The sequence below is a fragment of the Kitasatospora sp. NPDC059088 genome (assembly GCF_042738155.1).
Classification (GTDB): Bacteria; Actinomycetota; Actinomycetes; order Streptomycetales; family Streptomycetaceae; genus Kitasatospora.
Genome location: NZ_JBHYGR010000096.1, coordinates 1 through 16,767 on the forward strand (window position 1 = coordinate 1; position 16,767 = coordinate 16,767).

17 protein-coding genes are annotated in these 16,767 nt (G+C 72.4%); 8 read left to right on the forward strand and 9 right to left on the reverse strand.

The genetic code is table 11. The annotated features are described in order from the left end of the window. Window positions 1–74: 74 nt before the first annotated feature. The 4 genes from ACFWXO_RS32320 to ACFWXO_RS32335 form a co-directional block, all read right to left on the reverse strand. Window positions 75–449, reverse strand: a complete 375-nt coding sequence (locus ACFWXO_RS32320; protein WP_375894907.1) for an ectoine synthase — start codon at window positions 447–449, stop codon at window positions 75–77. 105 nt (window positions 450–554) lie between these two features. Then, entirely contained in the window at window positions 555–821 is a 267-nt protein-coding gene (locus ACFWXO_RS32325; RefSeq protein ID WP_375894910.1) for an acyl carrier protein, read from the reverse strand. Further along, entirely contained in the window at window positions 818–2,284 is a 1,467-nt protein-coding gene (locus ACFWXO_RS32330; RefSeq protein ID WP_380528325.1) for an AMP-binding protein, read from the reverse strand. Before ACFWXO_RS32330 ends, ACFWXO_RS32325 begins: the two co-directional genes overlap by 4 nt. A gap of 297 nt (window positions 2,285–2,581) precedes the next feature. After that, a complete protein-coding gene (locus ACFWXO_RS32335) occupies window positions 2,582–3,031 on the reverse strand; it encodes a MarR family winged helix-turn-helix transcriptional regulator (RefSeq protein ID WP_375894915.1) in 450 nt (149 codons plus the stop codon). A 323-nt stretch (window positions 3,032–3,354) separates the two neighbouring features. On the opposite strand from ACFWXO_RS32335, the gene ACFWXO_RS32340 reads away from it, so the two are divergent. The 3 genes from ACFWXO_RS32340 to ACFWXO_RS32350 all read left to right on the forward strand — a co-directional run bounded on the left by ACFWXO_RS32340 (window position 3,355) and on the right by ACFWXO_RS32350 (window position 6,550). Further along, window positions 3,355–4,350 (forward strand): FkbO/Hyg5 family chorismatase, encoded by a 996-nt coding sequence (locus ACFWXO_RS32340; RefSeq protein WP_380528327.1) that lies wholly within the window; start codon window positions 3,355–3,357, stop codon window positions 4,348–4,350. Next, window positions 4,347–5,318, forward strand: a complete 972-nt coding sequence (locus tag ACFWXO_RS32345) for an LLM class flavin-dependent oxidoreductase (RefSeq protein ID WP_380528328.1) — start codon at window positions 4,347–4,349, stop codon at window positions 5,316–5,318. The genes ACFWXO_RS32340 and ACFWXO_RS32345 overlap by 4 nt, the downstream gene beginning before the upstream one ends. A 65-nt stretch (window positions 5,319–5,383) precedes the next feature. Beyond that, on the forward strand, window positions 5,384–6,550 hold the full coding sequence (locus ACFWXO_RS32350) for an MFS transporter (RefSeq protein ID WP_380528330.1): 1,167 nt from the start codon (window positions 5,384–5,386) through the stop codon (window positions 6,548–6,550). A 61-nt stretch (window positions 6,551–6,611) separates the two neighbouring features. Here the strand turns inward: ACFWXO_RS32350 and ACFWXO_RS32355 are convergent, their stop codons facing one another. After that, window positions 6,612–7,916, reverse strand: a complete 1,305-nt coding sequence (locus ACFWXO_RS32355; RefSeq protein ID WP_380528332.1) for an MFS transporter — start codon at window positions 7,914–7,916, stop codon at window positions 6,612–6,614. Between the two features lie 215 nt (window positions 7,917–8,131). On the opposite strand from ACFWXO_RS32355, the gene ACFWXO_RS32360 reads away from it, so the two are divergent. From ACFWXO_RS32360 to ACFWXO_RS32370, 3 genes are all read left to right on the forward strand, one after another. Further along, window positions 8,132–9,469 (forward strand): condensation domain-containing protein, encoded by a 1,338-nt coding sequence (locus ACFWXO_RS32360; RefSeq protein ID WP_380528333.1) that lies wholly within the window; start codon window positions 8,132–8,134, stop codon window positions 9,467–9,469. A 95-nt stretch (window positions 9,470–9,564) separates the two neighbouring features. Further along, window positions 9,565–10,533: an NAD-dependent epimerase/dehydratase family protein gene (locus ACFWXO_RS32365; protein WP_380528335.1), complete on the forward strand. Its 969-nt coding sequence runs from the start codon at window positions 9,565–9,567 to the stop codon at window positions 10,531–10,533. 170 nt (window positions 10,534–10,703) lie between these two features. Further along, window positions 10,704–11,513 carry an aminoglycoside N(3)-acetyltransferase gene (locus tag ACFWXO_RS32370; protein ID WP_380528337.1) on the forward strand — a complete coding sequence of 270 codons (810 nt, stop codon included), beginning with the start codon at window positions 10,704–10,706 and terminating at the stop codon, window positions 11,511–11,513. Between the two features lie 47 nt (window positions 11,514–11,560). Here ACFWXO_RS32370 and ACFWXO_RS32375 read toward each other — a convergent pair whose 3' ends face one another. The 4 genes from ACFWXO_RS32375 to ACFWXO_RS32390 all read right to left on the reverse strand — a co-directional run bounded on the left by ACFWXO_RS32375 (window position 11,561) and on the right by ACFWXO_RS32390 (window position 15,317). Further along, window positions 11,561–13,078 (reverse strand): M1 family metallopeptidase, encoded by a 1,518-nt coding sequence (locus tag ACFWXO_RS32375; RefSeq protein WP_380528338.1) that lies wholly within the window; start codon window positions 13,076–13,078, stop codon window positions 11,561–11,563. A 167-nt stretch (window positions 13,079–13,245) separates the two neighbouring features. Continuing rightward, window positions 13,246–14,118, reverse strand: a complete 873-nt coding sequence (locus tag ACFWXO_RS32380; protein WP_380528340.1) for a sulfurtransferase — start codon at window positions 14,116–14,118, stop codon at window positions 13,246–13,248. A 94-nt stretch (window positions 14,119–14,212) separates the two neighbouring features. Next, window positions 14,213–14,539, reverse strand: a complete 327-nt coding sequence (locus ACFWXO_RS32385; RefSeq protein ID WP_380528342.1) for a hypothetical protein — start codon at window positions 14,537–14,539, stop codon at window positions 14,213–14,215. Between the two features lie 169 nt (window positions 14,540–14,708). Further along, window positions 14,709–15,317 carry a polysaccharide deacetylase family protein gene (locus tag ACFWXO_RS32390; RefSeq protein WP_375894945.1) on the reverse strand — a complete coding sequence of 203 codons (609 nt, stop codon included), beginning with the start codon at window positions 15,315–15,317 and terminating at the stop codon, window positions 14,709–14,711. On the opposite strand from ACFWXO_RS32390, the gene ACFWXO_RS32395 reads away from it, so the two are divergent. Together ACFWXO_RS32395 and ACFWXO_RS32400 are read left to right on the forward strand one after the other, a co-directional pair. Continuing rightward, window positions 15,295–15,597 (forward strand): hypothetical protein, encoded by a 303-nt coding sequence (locus ACFWXO_RS32395; protein WP_380528344.1) that lies wholly within the window; start codon window positions 15,295–15,297, stop codon window positions 15,595–15,597. The two genes, ACFWXO_RS32390 and ACFWXO_RS32395, sit on opposite strands and share 23 nt — an antisense overlap. A gap of 188 nt (window positions 15,598–15,785) precedes the next feature. Further along, entirely contained in the window at window positions 15,786–16,646 is an 861-nt protein-coding gene (locus tag ACFWXO_RS32400) for an SAM-dependent methyltransferase (protein WP_375894951.1), read from the forward strand. Window positions 16,647–16,767: the final 121 nt, after the last annotated feature.

The window sequence follows — 16,767 nt, forward strand, 5'->3', positions numbered from 1 at the left end:
GCGCGGAGCCGTGCGGGGCTCCGCGCCGGGACCGGTTCGACCGGCCGGCGGTGGGGCGCCGGCTGATCGGCGGCTCAGTACTGGGAGTAGCCGTCCTCGGAGAGGACGTGCTTCTCGTCGCCGTTGATCGGCGGGTTGAAGATCGACACCAGGTGGAGGTCCTCGTCGGCCGAGGCCACCAGGTGGTGCGGGTCGTGCTGGTTGAGGACGTAGATGGTGCCCGGGACGATCTTGTGGCGGGTACCGTCGTGCTCCACGACCTCACCGGAGCCGCTGATGCAGTAGCAGGCCTCCAGGTGGTTGCGGTACTGCAGGGCGCTGGAAGTGCCCTTGCGCACCAGGGTGTCCGCGACGGCGAAGCCCATCCCGTCGCTCTTGGTCAGCAGGCGGGTGCTCAGGCCGTTGCCCCACTCGACGGGGGCGACATCATCGAGGCTGCGGGTGAACATCTCTGTGGTTCTCCTTCGGAATAGGGTGGGAACTACGGGTGTTGCGGAGGTACGGGCCTTGCGGGTGTGCGGCTCTTGCGGGGTGGGGCGGCTCTTGCGGGGTGGTCAGGCGGCCACGGCCGGGCTGTGCTCCGTGATCACGGCGGCGATGGCGTCCAGGGTGCGGAAGTCGTCCGGGCCGAAGTCGATGTCGTCGACGGGGATCCGGTAGGCCGTGGTGAAGTGCGCGAGCATCCGCACCAGGCCCAGGCTGTCGATGACTCCGGACTCGATCAGGTCGTAGTCGCCGGTGAGGTCCGATACGTCCTCGCCGGCCAGGAACTGGTCCACCACGTAGGCGCGGACCTCGGCGGCTATGGCGGTGCTGCTCATGCGGTGGTCTCCTTCAGACGGGTCTGCTTGATCAGGTTCCGGTCGGGCTTTCCGGTCGACGTACGGGGCAGCGGAAGGGCGGTGAGGTGCACCGAGGCCGGGATGGCGTGGCGCGGCAACTCCCGCCCCAGGTGGGCGCGGAGGCCCAGGGTAGTGAGGGCGCTGCCCGGGCGCTGGGCGACGTGGGCGTGCAGGCGGACACCGGCCTCCGGGTCGGGAAGCGGCACGACCACGGCCTCGGCGACGTCGGGGTGGGCCGCGATCACGGTCTCCACCTCCTGGAGGTTGGTGCGCACGCCCCTGACCTTCACGTGCCAGTCCGCGCGCCCCTCCAGGAAGTAGAGGCCCTCGGTGTTGCGGGTGACGATGTCGCCGGTGCGGTAGAAGACCCGGCCGTCCAGCTGGGTGAACACCGCGTCGTTGAGCTCCCGGCGCAGGTAGCCGGTGGTCTGGAAGGGTGTGGACACCAGGAGTTCCCCGGTGCCGACCGTGGCGAGGCGCCGGCCGTCGGAGTCGACGACCACGGCCTCGGTGCCCCGGATGGGGCGGCCGACGGGCATCGGCCCGGTCGCCGCCGGGTCGACCCGGTGGATGAACGAGTCGTTGGTCTCGGTGCAGCCGAAGACGTTGTGGAAGGCGGCCCCGGGGAACGCGGGGGCGACCCTGGCGAGCAGGTCCGCCGGCATCCGGTCACCGGTGAAGATCGCGTGGCGTACGGCGGGGAAGGTGCCGCCGTGGTCGAGCAGCAGCCGGTACACCATCGGCACGCCCTGGACGAAGGTGACCCGGTGCCGGGCGGCGAGCCCCGCCAGGTGGGCGGCGTCGGTGGCCCGCTGCTGCTCCACCAGGACGACGGTGGCGCCCAGTTGCAGGAAGGTCCAGATGTCGAGCAGGGCGAGGTCGAAGTTGAGCGGGGCGTAGGACAGCGCGGTGTCCTCGGCGGACAGCGCGAACTCGCTGACGGCCCAGTCGGCGAAGGCGTCGAACCCGGCGGTCTCGATCGGCACGATCTTGGGGGTGCCGGTCGAGCCCGAGGTGGTCAGCAGCAGCCTGCTCCGGGCCGGGTCCGCCACCGCGAAGCCCGTCGCCTCGGCCTCGTCCGCCGGTACCGGCGCCGCGGCGAGCGCGCCGTCGGCGGTCGCGGTGAGCCGGTGGGAGACCCTGGCCTGCTGCGCCAGGCGCTCCAGTGCGGCACTGCCCAGGTCCGGGGAGGGGGCGAGGGCGACCAGGCCCTCCTGGGCGACGGCGAGCAGCAGGGCGACGGTCTGCGGGTTCTTGTGCGCCGGCACGCACACCGTGCCGCCGGACGGGAGGTCCAGCGCCGACAGGTGCTTGCGCAGACTGCGGGTCAGGTCGTTCAGCCGGCCGTAGGTGACGGCCTGGTCGTTGAAGTGGAGCGCGATGTGGTGGGGCCGCTCGTCGCCGTGGGCGGCGACGGTCTCGGCCAAGCGGGACGATGGCACGGCGGGATTCCTCGCGGTCGGCTCAGCCGCCGGTAACGGGTACCGATCGGCTGTTCGAATTCGTGCGGTGTCGAGGAAGACCGTACCGGGCGAAGTCCATGCTTGGTCAAGCATGCACTTGCCGAAGTGGGTGTGACGCAGACCACCAGACTTGCATGACCAAGCAAAAGACCCCGAACGCGGAATGCGTTCGGGGCCGGGATGGGCGGGCGGAGGCGCCACGCCGGCGCGCCACAGCCGTCCGGGACCGGGGGGAGCCCGGGACCGGACCACTGTGCCGCGCCGGGGGGCGACGGGTCAGACCTGGGTCGCGCGCAGGGCCTGGACCGTGGGGCCCAGTTCGGGGTCTGCGGTGAAGGAGTTCAGCGCGGAGGAGAGGACCTCCGCATAGGTCGCCCGCGCCGCCTGGTAGCGCTGGCGCCCCTCGTCCGTGATCACCGCGTAGACCCCGCGCTTGTCCGAAGGACACAGGTCCTTGAAGGCGAAGCCGGCCGTTTCGAGCCGGCCCACCAGCCGGGTCACCGACGACTGCCCCAGGCCGACCCGGTCGGCCAGGTCCTGCATCCGCAGCTCGCTCGTCGAGGAGTGGTGCAGGTGCTCCAGGGACCGGTACTCCGACAGTCCGATCCCGTGCTGGCGCTGGAGCGCCAGGGCCAGCTCCCGCTCCACGAACGAATGGAGCGTCAGCACCCGCCCCCAGGCTGCCTGGTCGGAGCTGCGCAGCGGCGCGTGCGGTGAGGTTGCCATAAATGCCTCCCTTGCAGAGGTGTTGCTTGACAGAAGAGTACATGCGCATGCAAGATCCTGGCGCCCCCGATTTTTATTCCGTGGGTCCCCCAAGCGCAGTTCATTGCACGTACAAGCAAACATTCTGCCTGTTCAGCGCCACCGCAGGAGCGCGGGCCGCCTCGGCCCCGCCACACCCCGCTCCTGCCCCCGTCCCCATCGGCGACACCCGCTTCGAGGGAGTCCCGAGCCCCAGCACCTGCGCGGGGCGATCCTCGACGCGCAGGCCCACCAGGACGTCGCCGACGACGGCGCCGCCTGCCGCACCGAAGGAACCTGCTGACATGAGCATCCGTGCCCACTTCGCCTCCGCGGCCCAGCCGCCGTCCCCGGAGCCGGGGCGCCACGTCCTCGCCACCGTGACCTACGGCGCCGCCACCGGCCTCACCCGGGTCGAGCACGGCCACCCCGACCTGACCATCCCGATGGCGGTCACCAACGGCGACGCCTTCCGCGAGGTGTGGACCGTCGCCGAACGGCCGCGCTGGGTCCTGCGCGAGGACAGCGCCTACGCCCACGACGGCCGACACCTCTTCGTCGCCGGCCTCCTGCCCGAGCAGTCGGTCTACACCCCACCGGTGCGGGAGATGTACGAGAAGGCCTTCGCCCTGGTCAACCACCTCGACTACGGCCACGTCTTCCGGATGTGGAACTTCGTCGGCGACATCCTCGGCGCCAACGCCGAAGGCATGGAGGTCTACCGGGACTTCGTCCAGGGCCGCGCCCAGGCCTTCCAGACCTACATGGGCGACACCACCGCCCAACTCCCCGCCGCCACCGGGATCGGCACCCAGGGCCGCGGCATAGCCTTCGTCCTGCTGGCGACCAGAAGAGGCGTGCCCCGCCACCTGGAGAACAGCCGGCAGACCTCCGCCTACCACTACCCCGACCAGTACGGTCCCAAGTCGCCGAGCTTCGCCCGCGCCACGCTCCTGGACGACACCCTCTACGTCTCCGGCACCGCGTCCATCCTCGGCCACGAGACCGTCCACCCGGGCGACGTGCGGCGCCAGACCCGGGAGACCCTGGACAACATCGCCCACCTGATCTCCCGCGAGAACCTCGCGGCCCAGGGCATCGACGCGGGACACGACCTCAAGGACCTACGGATGATCAAGGCCTACGTGCGACATGAAGACGATGTTCCGGCGGTACGCGCTGTCTGTGAGGAGACACTTGGTCTGGGTACTGAGGTGAAGTACCTCAACGTCGCCGTCTGCCGGGACGACCTCCTGGTCGAGATCGAGGGCCTCGTCCCCGCCGTGGGGTGGGACCAGTGACCGCCCTCAAGGTCGGCATCGTCCTGCCCGGCCGCGAGGCCGTCGTCGACGAGGGCCCCTACCCGGCCAACCTCGCCTCGATCGCCGCCCTGGCCGAGGAGTCCGGCTTCGACTCGATCTGGGCCGGCGAATCCCCGCTCGCCCGCTCCCGGATGAACCCGCTGCTCGCCCTCGCCGCCGCCTCCTCGGCCACCGAGCGGGTGCAGTTGGGCACCGCCGTGCTGATGCCGCTGCGCGCCCCCGTCCACCTGGCGCACGAACTGGCCTGCCTGGACCGGATCTCCGGCGGCCGGGTGATCGCCGGCATCGGCTCCGGCTTCGCCTCCCCCGCGACCGAGCGCGAATTCGCCAACTACGGGCTGGACTTCGCCACCCGCTTCGGGCGGATGCGGGAGACCGTCGAGATCTGCCAGGCACTCTGGGCCGCCCGCGGCGAGCCCGTCTCCTACGAGGGAAAGCACTACCGGCTCCAGGACGCCGCCCTGCTGCCCCTGCCGCACCAGCCGCAGGGCCCGCCGCTGTGGATCGCCCACTCCGGCCCCCAGATGCTGCGCCGGGCCGGCCGCGGCTTCGACGGCTGGATGCCGACCTCCACCACCCCCGAGAACTACGGCGCGGGCTGGGAGCAGGTCACCGCCGCGCGCGAGGAGGCGGGCCGCCCCGCCGAGGCGGTCACCGGCTCCGTCTACCTCTCCGTCGCGGTCGACCGCACCCGGGAGCAGGCCGAGGAGACCCTCTGGTCGTACTTCCGCGCCTACTACGGCCTCCCGCTCACCACCATGCGCACCACCCAGGGGATCTTCGGCGGCACCCCGCAGGAGGTCGCCGACTGGCTCCACCAGTACGTCAAGAACGGCGCCCGCCACCTGATCCTGCGCCTGCCCACCGCCGAGCTGACGGAGGCCGCCTACCGCGACGCGGTCCGGCGGACCGCGCAGGAGCTCCTCCCGCTCCTGCGCGAGCTGTGAACGGCCGGTCCCAGGCGCCGGGGTGGGCGGTGTGGGCGGCGGCGTGGCCGATCACCGCCGTGTTCATGCTGTCCAACATCCCCACCCCGCTGCTCGCCCTCTGGAAGGACCGCATCGGCTTCTCCACCGGCACCACGACGGTCATCTTCGCCGCGTACATCGGCGGACTGCTGCTCGCCCTGCCGTTCACCGGCGCCCTGGCGGACCGGTACGGCACCCGCCGGGTGCTGGCCCCCGCCCTGGTCGCCGGACTGGTCTCCTGCGCGCTGTTCATGACGGCCACCCACGTCCTGACCCTGATCGTCGCGCGGCTGCTCACCGGCGTGGCGGTCGGCGCGGTGCTCTCGGCCGGCACCGCGGCGGTCTCCCACGTCGGGGGCCCCGGGCGGCGCCCGCAGGCGGTCCTCGCCGGATCGGTGGCCATCGGCACCGGCCTGGCCGCCGGCCCCCTGCTCGGGGGCAGCGTCTCGCAGTACTGGACGGCCCCCACCGTCACCGTCTTCGTCCTGGAGGGGGTCCTGCTCCTGACCGCCCTGGCGGTCGTGTACACCCTCCACCTGCCGCCCGTGCCGGTCTCCCGGGAGGAACCCGCGCCGGGGTGGCTGCGCCTGCCGTCCGTCCCCCGGGTCAACCGCCGCGGCCTGGCCACCAGCCTGCTGGTCTACATCCCCGGCATGACGGGGACGTCCCTGCTGCTCGCGCTCGGGCCGATCCTGCTCGCCTCCCTGCTGCACACCGGCAACCGGCTGGTGACCGGCGGGATCGGCTTCATGATGTTCGGCGCCTCCACCGGCGTCCAGTTCGCGATCCGGAACCTGCCGCTGGGGCGGATCCTCACCATCGCGGGCGTCGTCACCGGCGTCGCCATGCTCGGCACCGCCACCGCCGTCCGCGCCCACTCCCTCGCCCTGCTCACCCTCGCCGCGGTCGCCGCGGGCGTCGGGCAGGGCATGGGCCAGTACGGCGGCTTCTCCCGGCTGGGGACGGAAGTCGTCCCGACCCGGCTCGCCGAGGCCAACGCGGCGCTCAGCGCGGGCGGTTACCTGTTCGCGGGCATCCTGCCCATCCTGACCGGCTACCTGAGCGACGCCGCCGGGATCGCCACCTCCTCCACCGTGTTCGCCTCCCTCACCGGCGCCGCGGCCCTCGCCGGCGCCCTCCTGGTCGGCACCCTCCGGGCGCGCACCCCCGTCGAGGAGGTACGGGAGCCCTCGAAGGTTCCGGCCTCCTGAACGGCCCGCCCGCTGCGGCCGGATCGCGGCGGGCGGGCTGCCCCCGCGGTCCGCGTGGCGGTCAGCCGACCGCCACGGGCACCCGCTCCGGCACCGCCAGCGCCGCGAGGCGGCGCAGGCTGGCCCGGCGCTGGAGCGCGGCGAGCCCGGTGGACGCCGCACCGAGCGCCAGCCAGCCCACCGGGCCGGCGGCCATCACCACGCCGGTCAGCAGCATCGGCCCCACCGACTTCTGGACCGACTGGGACATCCCCGCCACCCCCAGGTAGGAGGCCCGGGCCCGCGGCGGCGCCAGGCTGACCGCCAGCTCCCAGGAGCTCACCGAGCGCATCAGCTCCGCGAGCGTGACCAGCGCGGCCGCGGCCAGCAGGGCGAGCGAGGCGGTCAGCGGGCCGCCGCCGGTGGAGAGCGCGATCAGCAGGCAGCTCGCGAGCAGCGTCACCCCGTACCAGCCGACCGCCCTGGTCGCCCCGCCCGGCCGCTCCGCCCAACCGGAGACGCGCAGTTGGAGCACCACCACCAGCACGGTGTTGAGGGTGAGGAAGGCCGGCACCACGGCGTGCGGCGCGTCGGTGTGGTGGATCAGCCAGAGCGGCAGGCCGACGTTGAGCACGGAGTCGTCCAGGCACATCGGCAGGTCCAGCAGCACGAACAGCAGGTAGCCGCGGTCGCGCCAGGGGCTCGGCACGGCGCCGCCCCCGGCGGCGGACGCCTCCGCTTTCGCCTTCGCCCCCGCTTCCGCCTCCGCCTCCGCCGCACCCAGACCGCGCCCGGCCGGCTCCTCGGTGCGCCGGATCAGGGCGGCGGCCAGCAGGTACGAGAGCGCGTTGGCCACGATCAGCGCCCGGTACGCGGTGGTGGTGCCGAACGCCAGGCCGATCGCCGCGACGCCCGTCCCGACCGCGTAGCCGCCGTTGGCCACGCTGCGGAACAGCGCCTGGTAGGTGGCCCGCCGCTCGCCCGCGACCCGGGTGGCGAAGAGCATCTCCAGGGTCTTGGCGCCGCGTTCGGCCAGGCAGGTCAGCGCGACCGAGACCAGCAGCGCGGTGAAGTCCTGGACCACCAGCAGCAGCGCCATGGTGGCCACCCGCAGCAGGTGGCAGCCGATCAGCAGCCCGCGTACCGAGAAGCGTTCGGCGGCCCGTCCGGACAGCGGCGAACCGATGATCCCGGCCACCGCGCCCACCCCGAGCAGCAGGCCGAGCCGCCCGGCGTCCATGCCGCAGACATAGGTGAAGTACAGCACGGACGCGGCCGCCCACACCCCGGTGCCGGTCCGGTCCACGCCCTGGGCCAGCAGCATGATGCGGGCGTCCCGCCCGCCCGGCGGCCGCCGCAGCTGCGACCACAGTCCGTTCCCCCGCATGACAGGTCCTCGTTTCGCGTCCACCGTCAATCTCGACATCAAGATACTTCATGTCGAGATAGTCATGGAACCCCGGTCCCGCATACCGGACGCCCGCCGGCCGGCCACCCCCTCGACGCCCGGCGGACCGTGCGCCACACTCTCCCCAGCAGCACCCGCGCTCCCGACGCACCGGCACCGACGCACCGAACGACCGCACCCTGGAGAGCCACACGGTGACCACACGCCAACTGCTGGAGATCGCGTTCTCGTCCGGCCGGTCCGGAACCGGACCGGCCACCTGGGGCCAACGGGCCATCTGGGACGCCGTACGCCGACTCCCCCCGGCCGACGTACCGCGCTACACCATCGCCACCGCGGCCCCGCTGGACCCGGGCCTGCCACTGCCCGGAGTGCTCGACGCCCTGGGCCGACTGCTGCACCTGCACGACTCGCTGCACACCCGACTGCTGCCCGCCCCGGACGGCACCCTGCGCCAAGTCGTCGACCCGGACGGCACCTTGACCGTCGAGGTGCACCCGCTGGCGGACGGCGAGGACCCGACCGAGGCCGGTGAGCGACTGCACCGGGACCTGGCCGGACGCCCCTTCGACACCGCCACCCAGTGGCCCCTCCGGGTCGGCGTGGTGACGGCCGACGGCCTGGCCCGGCACATCAGCCTGGCGCTCTCCCACACCGCCGTCGACGGCGCGGGGATGAACCGCCTGGTCGCCGACCTGACCGCGCTCAGCCTCGGGCACTCCCCCAGCCAACTCGCCGGGCTCCGCACACCCGCCCAACAGCCCCTGGAGGAGGCCGAGTTCCAGACCTCCGAGCGGGGCCGCAAGCGCGACACCGGCGCCCGCAAGCAGTTCGTCCGCAAGCTCCGCCTCGCCCCGCCCCGGCTGTTCCCGGAGCCGCCCGCGACCGAGCACCCCGCCGACTTCCCCAACGCCGTCCTGCGCTCCCCCGCCCTGCCCGGCGCGGTCGAACTGGTCGCCGCCACCCACCGGGTGAGCACCTCCTCCGTCCTGCTGGCGGCGACCGCCACGATGACCGCCCGCCTCGCCGGCACCACCGAGGCCGTGCTCAACGTCGTGGTCAACAACCGCTTCCTGCCCGAGCTGACCAACGCGGTGAGCGTGGTCGCGGGCGACGGACTGTTCCACCTCCCCGACGCCACCGCCGAGTTCGGCGAGGTCGTCCGCCGCACCCACTCCGCCGCGATCGGCACCTACCGGCACGCCTACTACGACAAGCTCGCCCTGGCCGCCGAGGTCGAGCAGCTCTCCGCCGAGGGCGTACCGCTCGCCGACCGCTCCTGCGTCTTCAACGACACCCGCGACCTGCTCCCGGCCGCACACGCCCCGGGCGACGAGGGCACCACCCTCAGCTGGCCGGTCGACTTCGAGCCCCGCCCGGGCCTGACCTACGCCCTGGACGCCCTGCAGTCCCCCGAGGCACTGAGCCTCGCCATGACCGCCGACCCGGCCGTCCTCCCCCGCCCCGCGATGGAACGGTTCCTCTACGGCATCGAGGAGTTGATCCTCACCGAGGCCGCCGCCCACCGCTGACCCGGCCCCGCCCGCACCGCCCCCGACCACCGGGGGCGGTGCGCCCACGAGGAGACCGCACAAACGGGTTGACCCCGGGCCCTACCCTGGAATCCATGCGGATCCTCGTACTCGGCGGTACCTCCTTCGTCGGCCGCGCGATCGCCGCCGACGCCCTGCGCAGCGGCGCCGAGGTCACCCTGTTCAACCGCGGCCGGACCAACCCCGGCCTCTTCCCCGAAGCCCGCCACCTGCGCGGCGACCGCGACACCGGCGACTACGCCGCCCTGCGCACGGGCGAGTGGGACGCCGTGGTGGACGTCACCGGCTACCGCCCCCGCCAGGTCGACCAGGCCATGACCGCCCTCGGCGACCGGGTCGGCCGCTACCTCTTCGTCTCCAGCCACGCCGTCTACCAACGGTCCGGGCTCGCCCCGCACTCCGACGAGTCCGCCCCGCTCCGCGCACCGCTGCGCGAGGCCGAGGAGCTGTCCGAGGAGACGTACGGCCGGCTCAAGGTCGCCTGCGAGCAGGACGTCACCGCCCGCTACGGCGACCGGGCGACGATCGTGCGCCCCGGCAAGGTGGCCGGGCCGCACGACGAGCAGCGCGGACTGACGTACTGGGCCCGCCGGGCGGCCCGCGGCGGCCGGATCGCCCTGCCCGGGCGCCCCGAACAGCCCGTCCAGGTGGTCGACTCGCGCGACCTGGCCCGGCTGGTGCTCCGGCTGCTCCAGGACGGCCGACCGGGCGCCTTCCACGCCGTGGGCCCGGCCGAACCGACCACCCTGGGCGGCCTGATCGCCACCTGCGCCGAGGTCGCGGGCACCGGGATCGAGCTCGTGCCCGTCCCCCCGGAGACCGCCCCGCCGCCGTTCTTCCCGCTGGTCCGGGCCGAACCCCTCTGGCCCGGCCAGCAGCGCGACCCGTCCCGGGCGCGCGCCGCCGGGCTGCCCGCCACCCCGCTCGCGGTGACCGCGGCCGACGTGCTCGCCTGGGACCGCGAGCGCGGCGAACCGCCGCTGGGGCACGGCTTCACCCCCGAGCAGGAGGCCCTGGTCCTGGCCGCACACGACGCCCGCTGACCAGCGCCCCGGAGCGGACGGGCTCCGGGGCCGTGGACTGACGCACGGCACCCCCCTCCTGACCGATTGTCAGTGCCACCCGCTAGGGTCGGGCCCGAACAATCGCACCACACCGGTACGAATGCACCAGCACGCCCATCAGCCCTACGCACCACCACCAGGGGGGGACCATGACCACACCGGGCACCAGCCCGCTCACCGCCGCCGACCTCGTGGAGGGTTGGCACCGGGTCGGCGTCCGCCCGGGCATGGAGGTCATCGTGCACTCCTCGCTCTCCAGCCTCGGCCGGGTCGAGGGCGGGGCGGCGGCCGTGGTCGCCAGCCTGCGCGAGGCCGTCGGGCCGGGCGGCACGGTGGCCACGCCCGCCTTCACCGGCTCCGTCGTCTGCGACCCGGCACCGGACCACGCCGGGCGGCCCACCCCCGAGATCGCCGAACTGCGGGCCGCCGTCCCGCTGTTCCACCCCGGACTGCCCTCCCCGATGGGCGCGATCGCCGAGGCCCTGCGCAGCCTGCCGGAGAGCCTGCGCAGCACCCACCCGCAGGCCTCGGTCGCCGCCGTCGGCGCCCACGCCCGCGAGGTCACCGCCCGCCGCTCGCTCGGCTGGGCCGTCGGCCGGGAGTCGCCCTTCGGCGCCCTGCACGACCTCGGCGGGTACGTGCTGCTGGTCGGCGTCGGACACAACCGCAACACCTTCCTGCACTACGCGGAGACCTTCGCCCCGAACCGCCGGCTCAAGCTCCGCCGCTTCCCGATGGCGATCCAGGGCGAGCGGGTGTGGATCGAGACCCCGGACGTGGGCAACGACAACGACACCCACTTCCCGGTCGTGGGACGGGAGTTCGAGGAGCTGGCCGGCATCCGCGAGGTGCTGGTCGGCGACGCGCCGTGCCGGCTGGTCCCGGTCCGCGAGCTCATACCCTTCGCCGTCCGCCGCCTCACCGAACTCCTCGCGGCGGACGGCCCCGGAGCGGCGTAGCCCGGCCCACCGGCCGGGCCACGCCCGTCACCTCACCCCACCGGGTGTCAGTGCTCGTGCACCGAGTGGGCGTCCTGGATCTTCTTCCAGGACTTCGGCTCCACCAGCGCCTTGACGTCGTCCCGCGCCCCCGGCGCCAGCGAAGCGGCGGCCGGTGCCCCCGGCACCACCGGTCCGACGGCCGGCTTGCCCGGAGTGAACAGCCAGGTCTTGAAGAGGTCCCCGAGCTTCTTCCCGGACACCTTCTCCGCGTACGCCTGGAACTCCGCGACGGTCGCGTTGCCGTACTTGCGCTCGGTGGGCCAGCCCTTGAGGATCTTGAAGAACTTCTCGTCCCCGACGGTGTTGCGCAGCGCCTGGATGGCCACCGCGCCCCGGTCGTACACCGCGTTGGAGAACTGGTTGTCCGCACCCGGGTCGCCCGGCTTGACGCTCCAGAACGGGTCGTCGGCCGGGTGCGAGGCGTAGATGTAGTCGGCCAGCTCCTGGGCGGTGCCCTCGTTCTCGTGCTCGGACCAGAGGAACTGGGCGTAGCTCGCGAAGCCCTCGTTCAGCCAGATGTCGCTCCAGTGCGCGACCGAGACACTGTCGCCGTACCACTGGTGGGCCAGCTCGTGCACGACCACCGAGGTGTTGGTGCCCTTGGCGAACTGCTTGGGGCTGTAGAAGACCCGGGTCTGGGTCTCCAGGGCGTAGCCGGTCGGGACGTTGGGCACGTAGCCGCCGACCGAGCTGAACGGGTAGTCGCCGAAGTAGCCGCTCAGCCAGTCCACCAGCTCGCCGGTGCGCTCGACGCTGGCCCGGGCGGCGTCCGCGTTCTCGCCGAGGTCCTTGCTGTACGCGTTGTAGACCGGTAGCCCGCTCGCGGTGGTGTCGGTGGTGATGTCGAACTTCCCGACCGCCAAGGTCGTCAGATAGGTCGCCTGGGGCTTGTTCTCGCGCCAGCTGTAGCGGGTCCAGCCGGCCTTCGAGCTGGTGCCGGTCAGCACGCCGTTGCTGATCACCTGGTTGCCGTCCGGCACCAGCACCGAGACGTCGTAGGTGGCCTTGTTGCTCGGGTGGTCGTTGCTCGGGTACCACCACCACGCGGCCTCGGGCTCGTCGGCCGCCACCGCGCCGTCCGGGGTGCGGTGCCAGGCGGTGAAGCCGTACTTCTTCACGGTGGACGGCACGCCCTTGTAGCGGACCACCACGGTGGCCTGGCTGCCCTTGGCCAGCGGCCGGGCCGGGGTGATCTCCAGCTCCTGCTCACCGCTGGTGGCGAAGGCCGCCGCCCGCCCGTTGACCAGCACCTCGGAGACGTTCAGCGCGAAGTCGAGGTTGAACCGGGAGAGGTCCTGGGTCGCGGTGGCGAGGATCGTGGTGGTGCCCTCCAGCTCGTCGGTCGCGGGCTGGTACTTCAACCGGATGTCGTAGTGGGAGACGCGGTAGCCGCCGTTGCCGTAGGTCGGGTAGTAGGGGTCGCCGATCCCGGCCGCGCCGGGTTGGAAGTCGGCGGCCGAGGCGGGGACGGCCAGGAACAGGCTCAGGGCACTGGCGGCGGAGACGATCAGCCTCTTGCGCAACGTGGTCCTCCAGGATCACCGGATCGATGGGTCGGATCGATCCTTGTCCCGGCAGCCCGCAGTCCACTCCCCAATTGTGAGATGTTCATGAAAAGAAACGCGCCGAAATCACGCCGCCCCACCCCCGTCACCCGCCCCACCCGTACCGCACCGCCCCCGAGGCCCCCTCAGGCCCCCAGCACCACCGGCGCCCGCACCAGCGAGCCGTACTCCGTCCAGGAGCCGTCGTAGTTCTTGACGTGCGGGTACCCCAGCAGCTCGGTGAGCGCGAACCAGGTGTGCGCCGACCGCTCGCCGATCCGGCAGTAGGCGATCACCTCCCGCTCCTCCCCGACCCCCTTGCCGCCGTACAGCGCCCGCAGCTCCTCCGCCGAGCGGAACGACCCGTCGTCGTTCGCGGCCTGCGACCAGGGCACGTTGACCGCCCCGGGAATGTGCCCGGGCACCTGGGCCTGCTCCTGCGGCAGGTGCGGCGGCGCGATCAGCTCCCCGCGGAACTCCGCCGGGGACCGGACATCGACCAGCACCGCGTCCGCACCGGGCTTGGCGAACACCTCCGCCTTGGCCAGCACCTCGTCCCGCAGGGCCCGCAGTTCCGGCCGCTCCGGCCCGGTCAGCCGGTAGCCCGAGTGCTGGTAGTCCATCACCTCGTGGGTGAGCTCCCGCCCCTCCAGCTCCCACTTCTTCCGCCCGCCGTCCAACAACCGCACCGGCCCGTACCCCCGCAGCCGCAGCAGCCAGAACGCGTACGCGGCGAACCAGTTGTTGTTGCCCCCGTACAAGACGACCGTCGTGTCCTCCTCCACCCCGGCCGCCCGCAACAGGTGCTGGACACCCTCCCGGTCGGCATAGTCCCGCCCGACCTGGCTGTGAAGATCGACGGTCCAGTCCCACCCGACCGCCCCGGGGATGTGCCCCCGCTCGTACGCCCCCGCGTCCTCGTCGACCTCGACCACCCGGACCGTCCCGTCGTCCAGATGGTCGGCCAGCCACTCGGTGCGGACCAGTGCCTCAGGATGCGCGTAGCCGTCGCCGGTCATCCCCGGACCTCCTTCACTCCGCCCGGGCCACCGCACCGGCGACCGGGCCGGACAGTTCGACGCTACGCCGACCGTCCGGCCCGAGCCACCCGGCTCAGGAGAACACGACCGAGCGCAGCTTCAACCGGTTGCCAAGCTTCTTTCCGGGGTTCATGACGTAGAAGACGTCACCCGCGCAGTCGAAGTCGAGGAAGACCGTCGCCGTCGAGTTGGTGAAGTTCTCCGGGGCGAACGCCGGGTCCGCCTCGGTCGCCCCGAACAGGTCGATGCACTTGCCGCTCTCCGGGTCGGCGAGCCCTGCCGGAACACCGGGGCCGACCTTGTAGAGGAAGTCACCCGTGGCGGCGTTGGCCGACATCGGGACGGAGACGACGAGGGCGACGGCGCTGGCGACGGCGAGTACGGCATTGCGGATACGCATGGTCGAAAAGCCTTTCAGGTGGCACCCGTCAGGTACCTGATGAATTGGTGCGAGATCACCCTAGAGGCCAGAAATCCGAAGAAACGGTTCTCCTAATCCACCCATTCGAGTGGTTTAGAGAAAAAGCCGCTACCAACCCCAGCCTTCCGATTCTCCGACATTCTTACTGTCAATTCGGCGGCGCCGTGAACAGGTACCCCGAGTCGATCAGCACCGGCAGGTACGCCTTCAGCGCCGCCACCGTCTGCGACCGGTCCCCGCCCCCGTCGTGGTTGAGCACGATCGAACCCGGCCGCACCTCCTTCAGCACCGTGTCGATGATCGACGACGTCCCCGGCCGGGACCAGTCCCTCGGGTCGATCGACCAGGCCATGTTCCGCAGCCCCATCTCGGCGGCCACCCGCAGCGACACCGGCGAGAAGTCCCCGCCCGGCGCCCGGAACCAGGTGGGCAGCCGCCCGGTGGTCCGGTGCAGCAGGTCGCTGGTGCGCTCCAGCTCGTCCCGCACCTGACTCTCCGACATGTGCCGCAGGTCCGGATGGGTCCAGGTGTGGTTGGCGATGTGGTGGCCCCGGTCGGCGATCTCCCTCACCAGGGCCGGGTGCTCGACGGCGTTCTCGCCGATCAGGAAGAAGGTCGCCCGGATCCCGTGCTGCTGGAGCAGGGCCAGCACCTGGGGCGTGTACTTGGGATCCGGCCCGTCGTCGATGGTGAGCGCCACCACCCGCTGGGCCGGGTCCAGGTCGTAGACCGGCTTGCTCTCCGCATCGCTGAGCACCTTGCGGACGGGCTGGACACTCGGCGCCGCACTGGCCGCCGGACTCGCCGACGGAGTGGCGGACGGCGGCACCGGCGAGGGCGTCGGCGAGGAAACCGAAGCCCCGGGCGCCCCCGGCACCTCCGTCGCCAGCACCTCCGTCACCCCCTCCGGAGCAGCGACACCCCCGTTACCCCAGGGGCTCTTGCAGGCGGCGGCACCGCCGAGCAACGACATCCCGGCCGCTACCATCAGCAGCCTGCGCGAGGTGACCCGAGTGGTCACCGAAGAAGTAATCTGACGATCAGACAGCATTCTGGATGCTTGCCCCGCTGGCCAGCACCCCTCCCCCCGGGCGCCGATCACCACTCCGACAGCCCACAGCACCCCCATCCCACCGACCTACCGACACCCCTTCCCCTCATTCCCCCCATGGCCGCTACGCTGTGCCTTCCCCAGTGTGATGATCTGCCATCAGAGGACGTGGCCATGACGACAAGTCAGGACTTCCCCCAGCAGGGCCCGCAGGACGAGGACGCCGTCGAGCTGAGCCAGTGGGAACGTTTCGGCGTCGACACCACCACTCCGCACTCCGCGCGCGTCTACGACTACTGGCTGGGCGGCAAGACCAACTTCCCGCCGGACCGCGCCATGGGCCAGGCCATCGAGGAGGCCGTGCCCAGCGTCAAGGAGATGGCCAAGGCCAACCGCGCCTTCCAGGGGCGCGCGGTCCGCCACCTCGCCCGGGAGCACGGCATCCGCCAGTTCCTCGACCTCGGCACCGGCATCCCCACCTCGCCGAACACCCACGAGATCGCCGAGGCCGTCAGCCCGGGCACCCGCGTCGTGTACGTCGACAACGACCCCATCGTGCTCGCCCACGCCCGCGCCCTGATGGTCTCCAGCCCGGCCAGCCGGACCACCTACATCCACGCGGACCTGCGCAAGCCCGAGGAACTGTTCTCCGACCCGGCACTCACCTCCACCCTCGACCTCACCCAGCCGGTCGGCCTGCTGATGATCGCCGTCCTGATGCTGATCGCCGACGAGGACGACCCCTGGGGCCGGGTGGCCGCCCTGCGCGACGCCCTGCCCGCCGGCAGCTGCATCGCCCTCACCACCCCCACCGCGGACTTCGCCCCGGAGGCCGTCGGCAAGGTCGCCGAAGCGGCCCGGGCCGGCGGAATGACCCTCGTCCCGCGCGGCTACGACGACGTGCTCCGTTTCTTCGACGGCTGGGACCTCGTCGAGCCGGGTCTCTCCCCCGTCCTCGCCTGGCGCCCCGACGGCGAGCCCCCGGCCGACCCGAAGGCCGCCTACTACTGGGGCGGCGTCGCCATCAAGCGCTGACACCACCGCCGCGGGGGGGGGGGGGCGCGCCCCCCCCGGGCCCCCCCCCCGCCCCCCCAAAGACCCGCAGCCAACCCACACCCCCACCACAGCACCACCCCCGCGCGGCACGCCACAACAG

Coding starts and splice junctions, on each gene's coding strand:
- ACFWXO_RS32350 (WP_380528330.1), top strand. CDS start 5,384: ATGCTGTCCAACATCCCCACCCCGCTGCTCGCCCTCTGGAAGGACCGC.
- ACFWXO_RS32340 (WP_380528327.1), top strand. CDS start 3,355: ATGAGCATCCGTGCCCACTTCGCCTCCGCGGCCCAGCCGCCGTCCCCG.
- ACFWXO_RS32400 (WP_375894951.1), top strand. CDS start 15,786: ATGACGACAAGTCAGGACTTCCCCCAGCAGGGCCCGCAGGACGAGGAC.
- ACFWXO_RS32365 (WP_380528335.1), top strand. CDS start 9,565: ATGCGGATCCTCGTACTCGGCGGTACCTCCTTCGTCGGCCGCGCGATC.
- ACFWXO_RS32380 (WP_380528340.1), bottom strand. CDS start 14,118: ATGACCGGCGACGGCTACGCGCATCCTGAGGCACTGGTCCGCACCGAG.
- ACFWXO_RS32370 (WP_380528337.1), top strand. CDS start 10,704: ATGACCACACCGGGCACCAGCCCGCTCACCGCCGCCGACCTCGTGGAG.
- ACFWXO_RS32325 (WP_375894910.1), bottom strand. CDS start 821: ATGAGCAGCACCGCCATAGCCGCCGAGGTCCGCGCCTACGTGGTGGAC.
- ACFWXO_RS32335 (WP_375894915.1), bottom strand. CDS start 3,031: ATGGCAACCTCACCGCACGCGCCGCTGCGCAGCTCCGACCAGGCAGCC.
- ACFWXO_RS32355 (WP_380528332.1), bottom strand. CDS start 7,916: ATGCGGGGGAACGGACTGTGGTCGCAGCTGCGGCGGCCGCCGGGCGGG.
- ACFWXO_RS32320 (WP_375894907.1), bottom strand. CDS start 449: ATGTTCACCCGCAGCCTCGATGATGTCGCCCCCGTCGAGTGGGGCAAC.
- ACFWXO_RS32385 (WP_380528342.1), bottom strand. CDS start 14,539: ATGCGTATCCGCAATGCCGTACTCGCCGTCGCCAGCGCCGTCGCCCTC.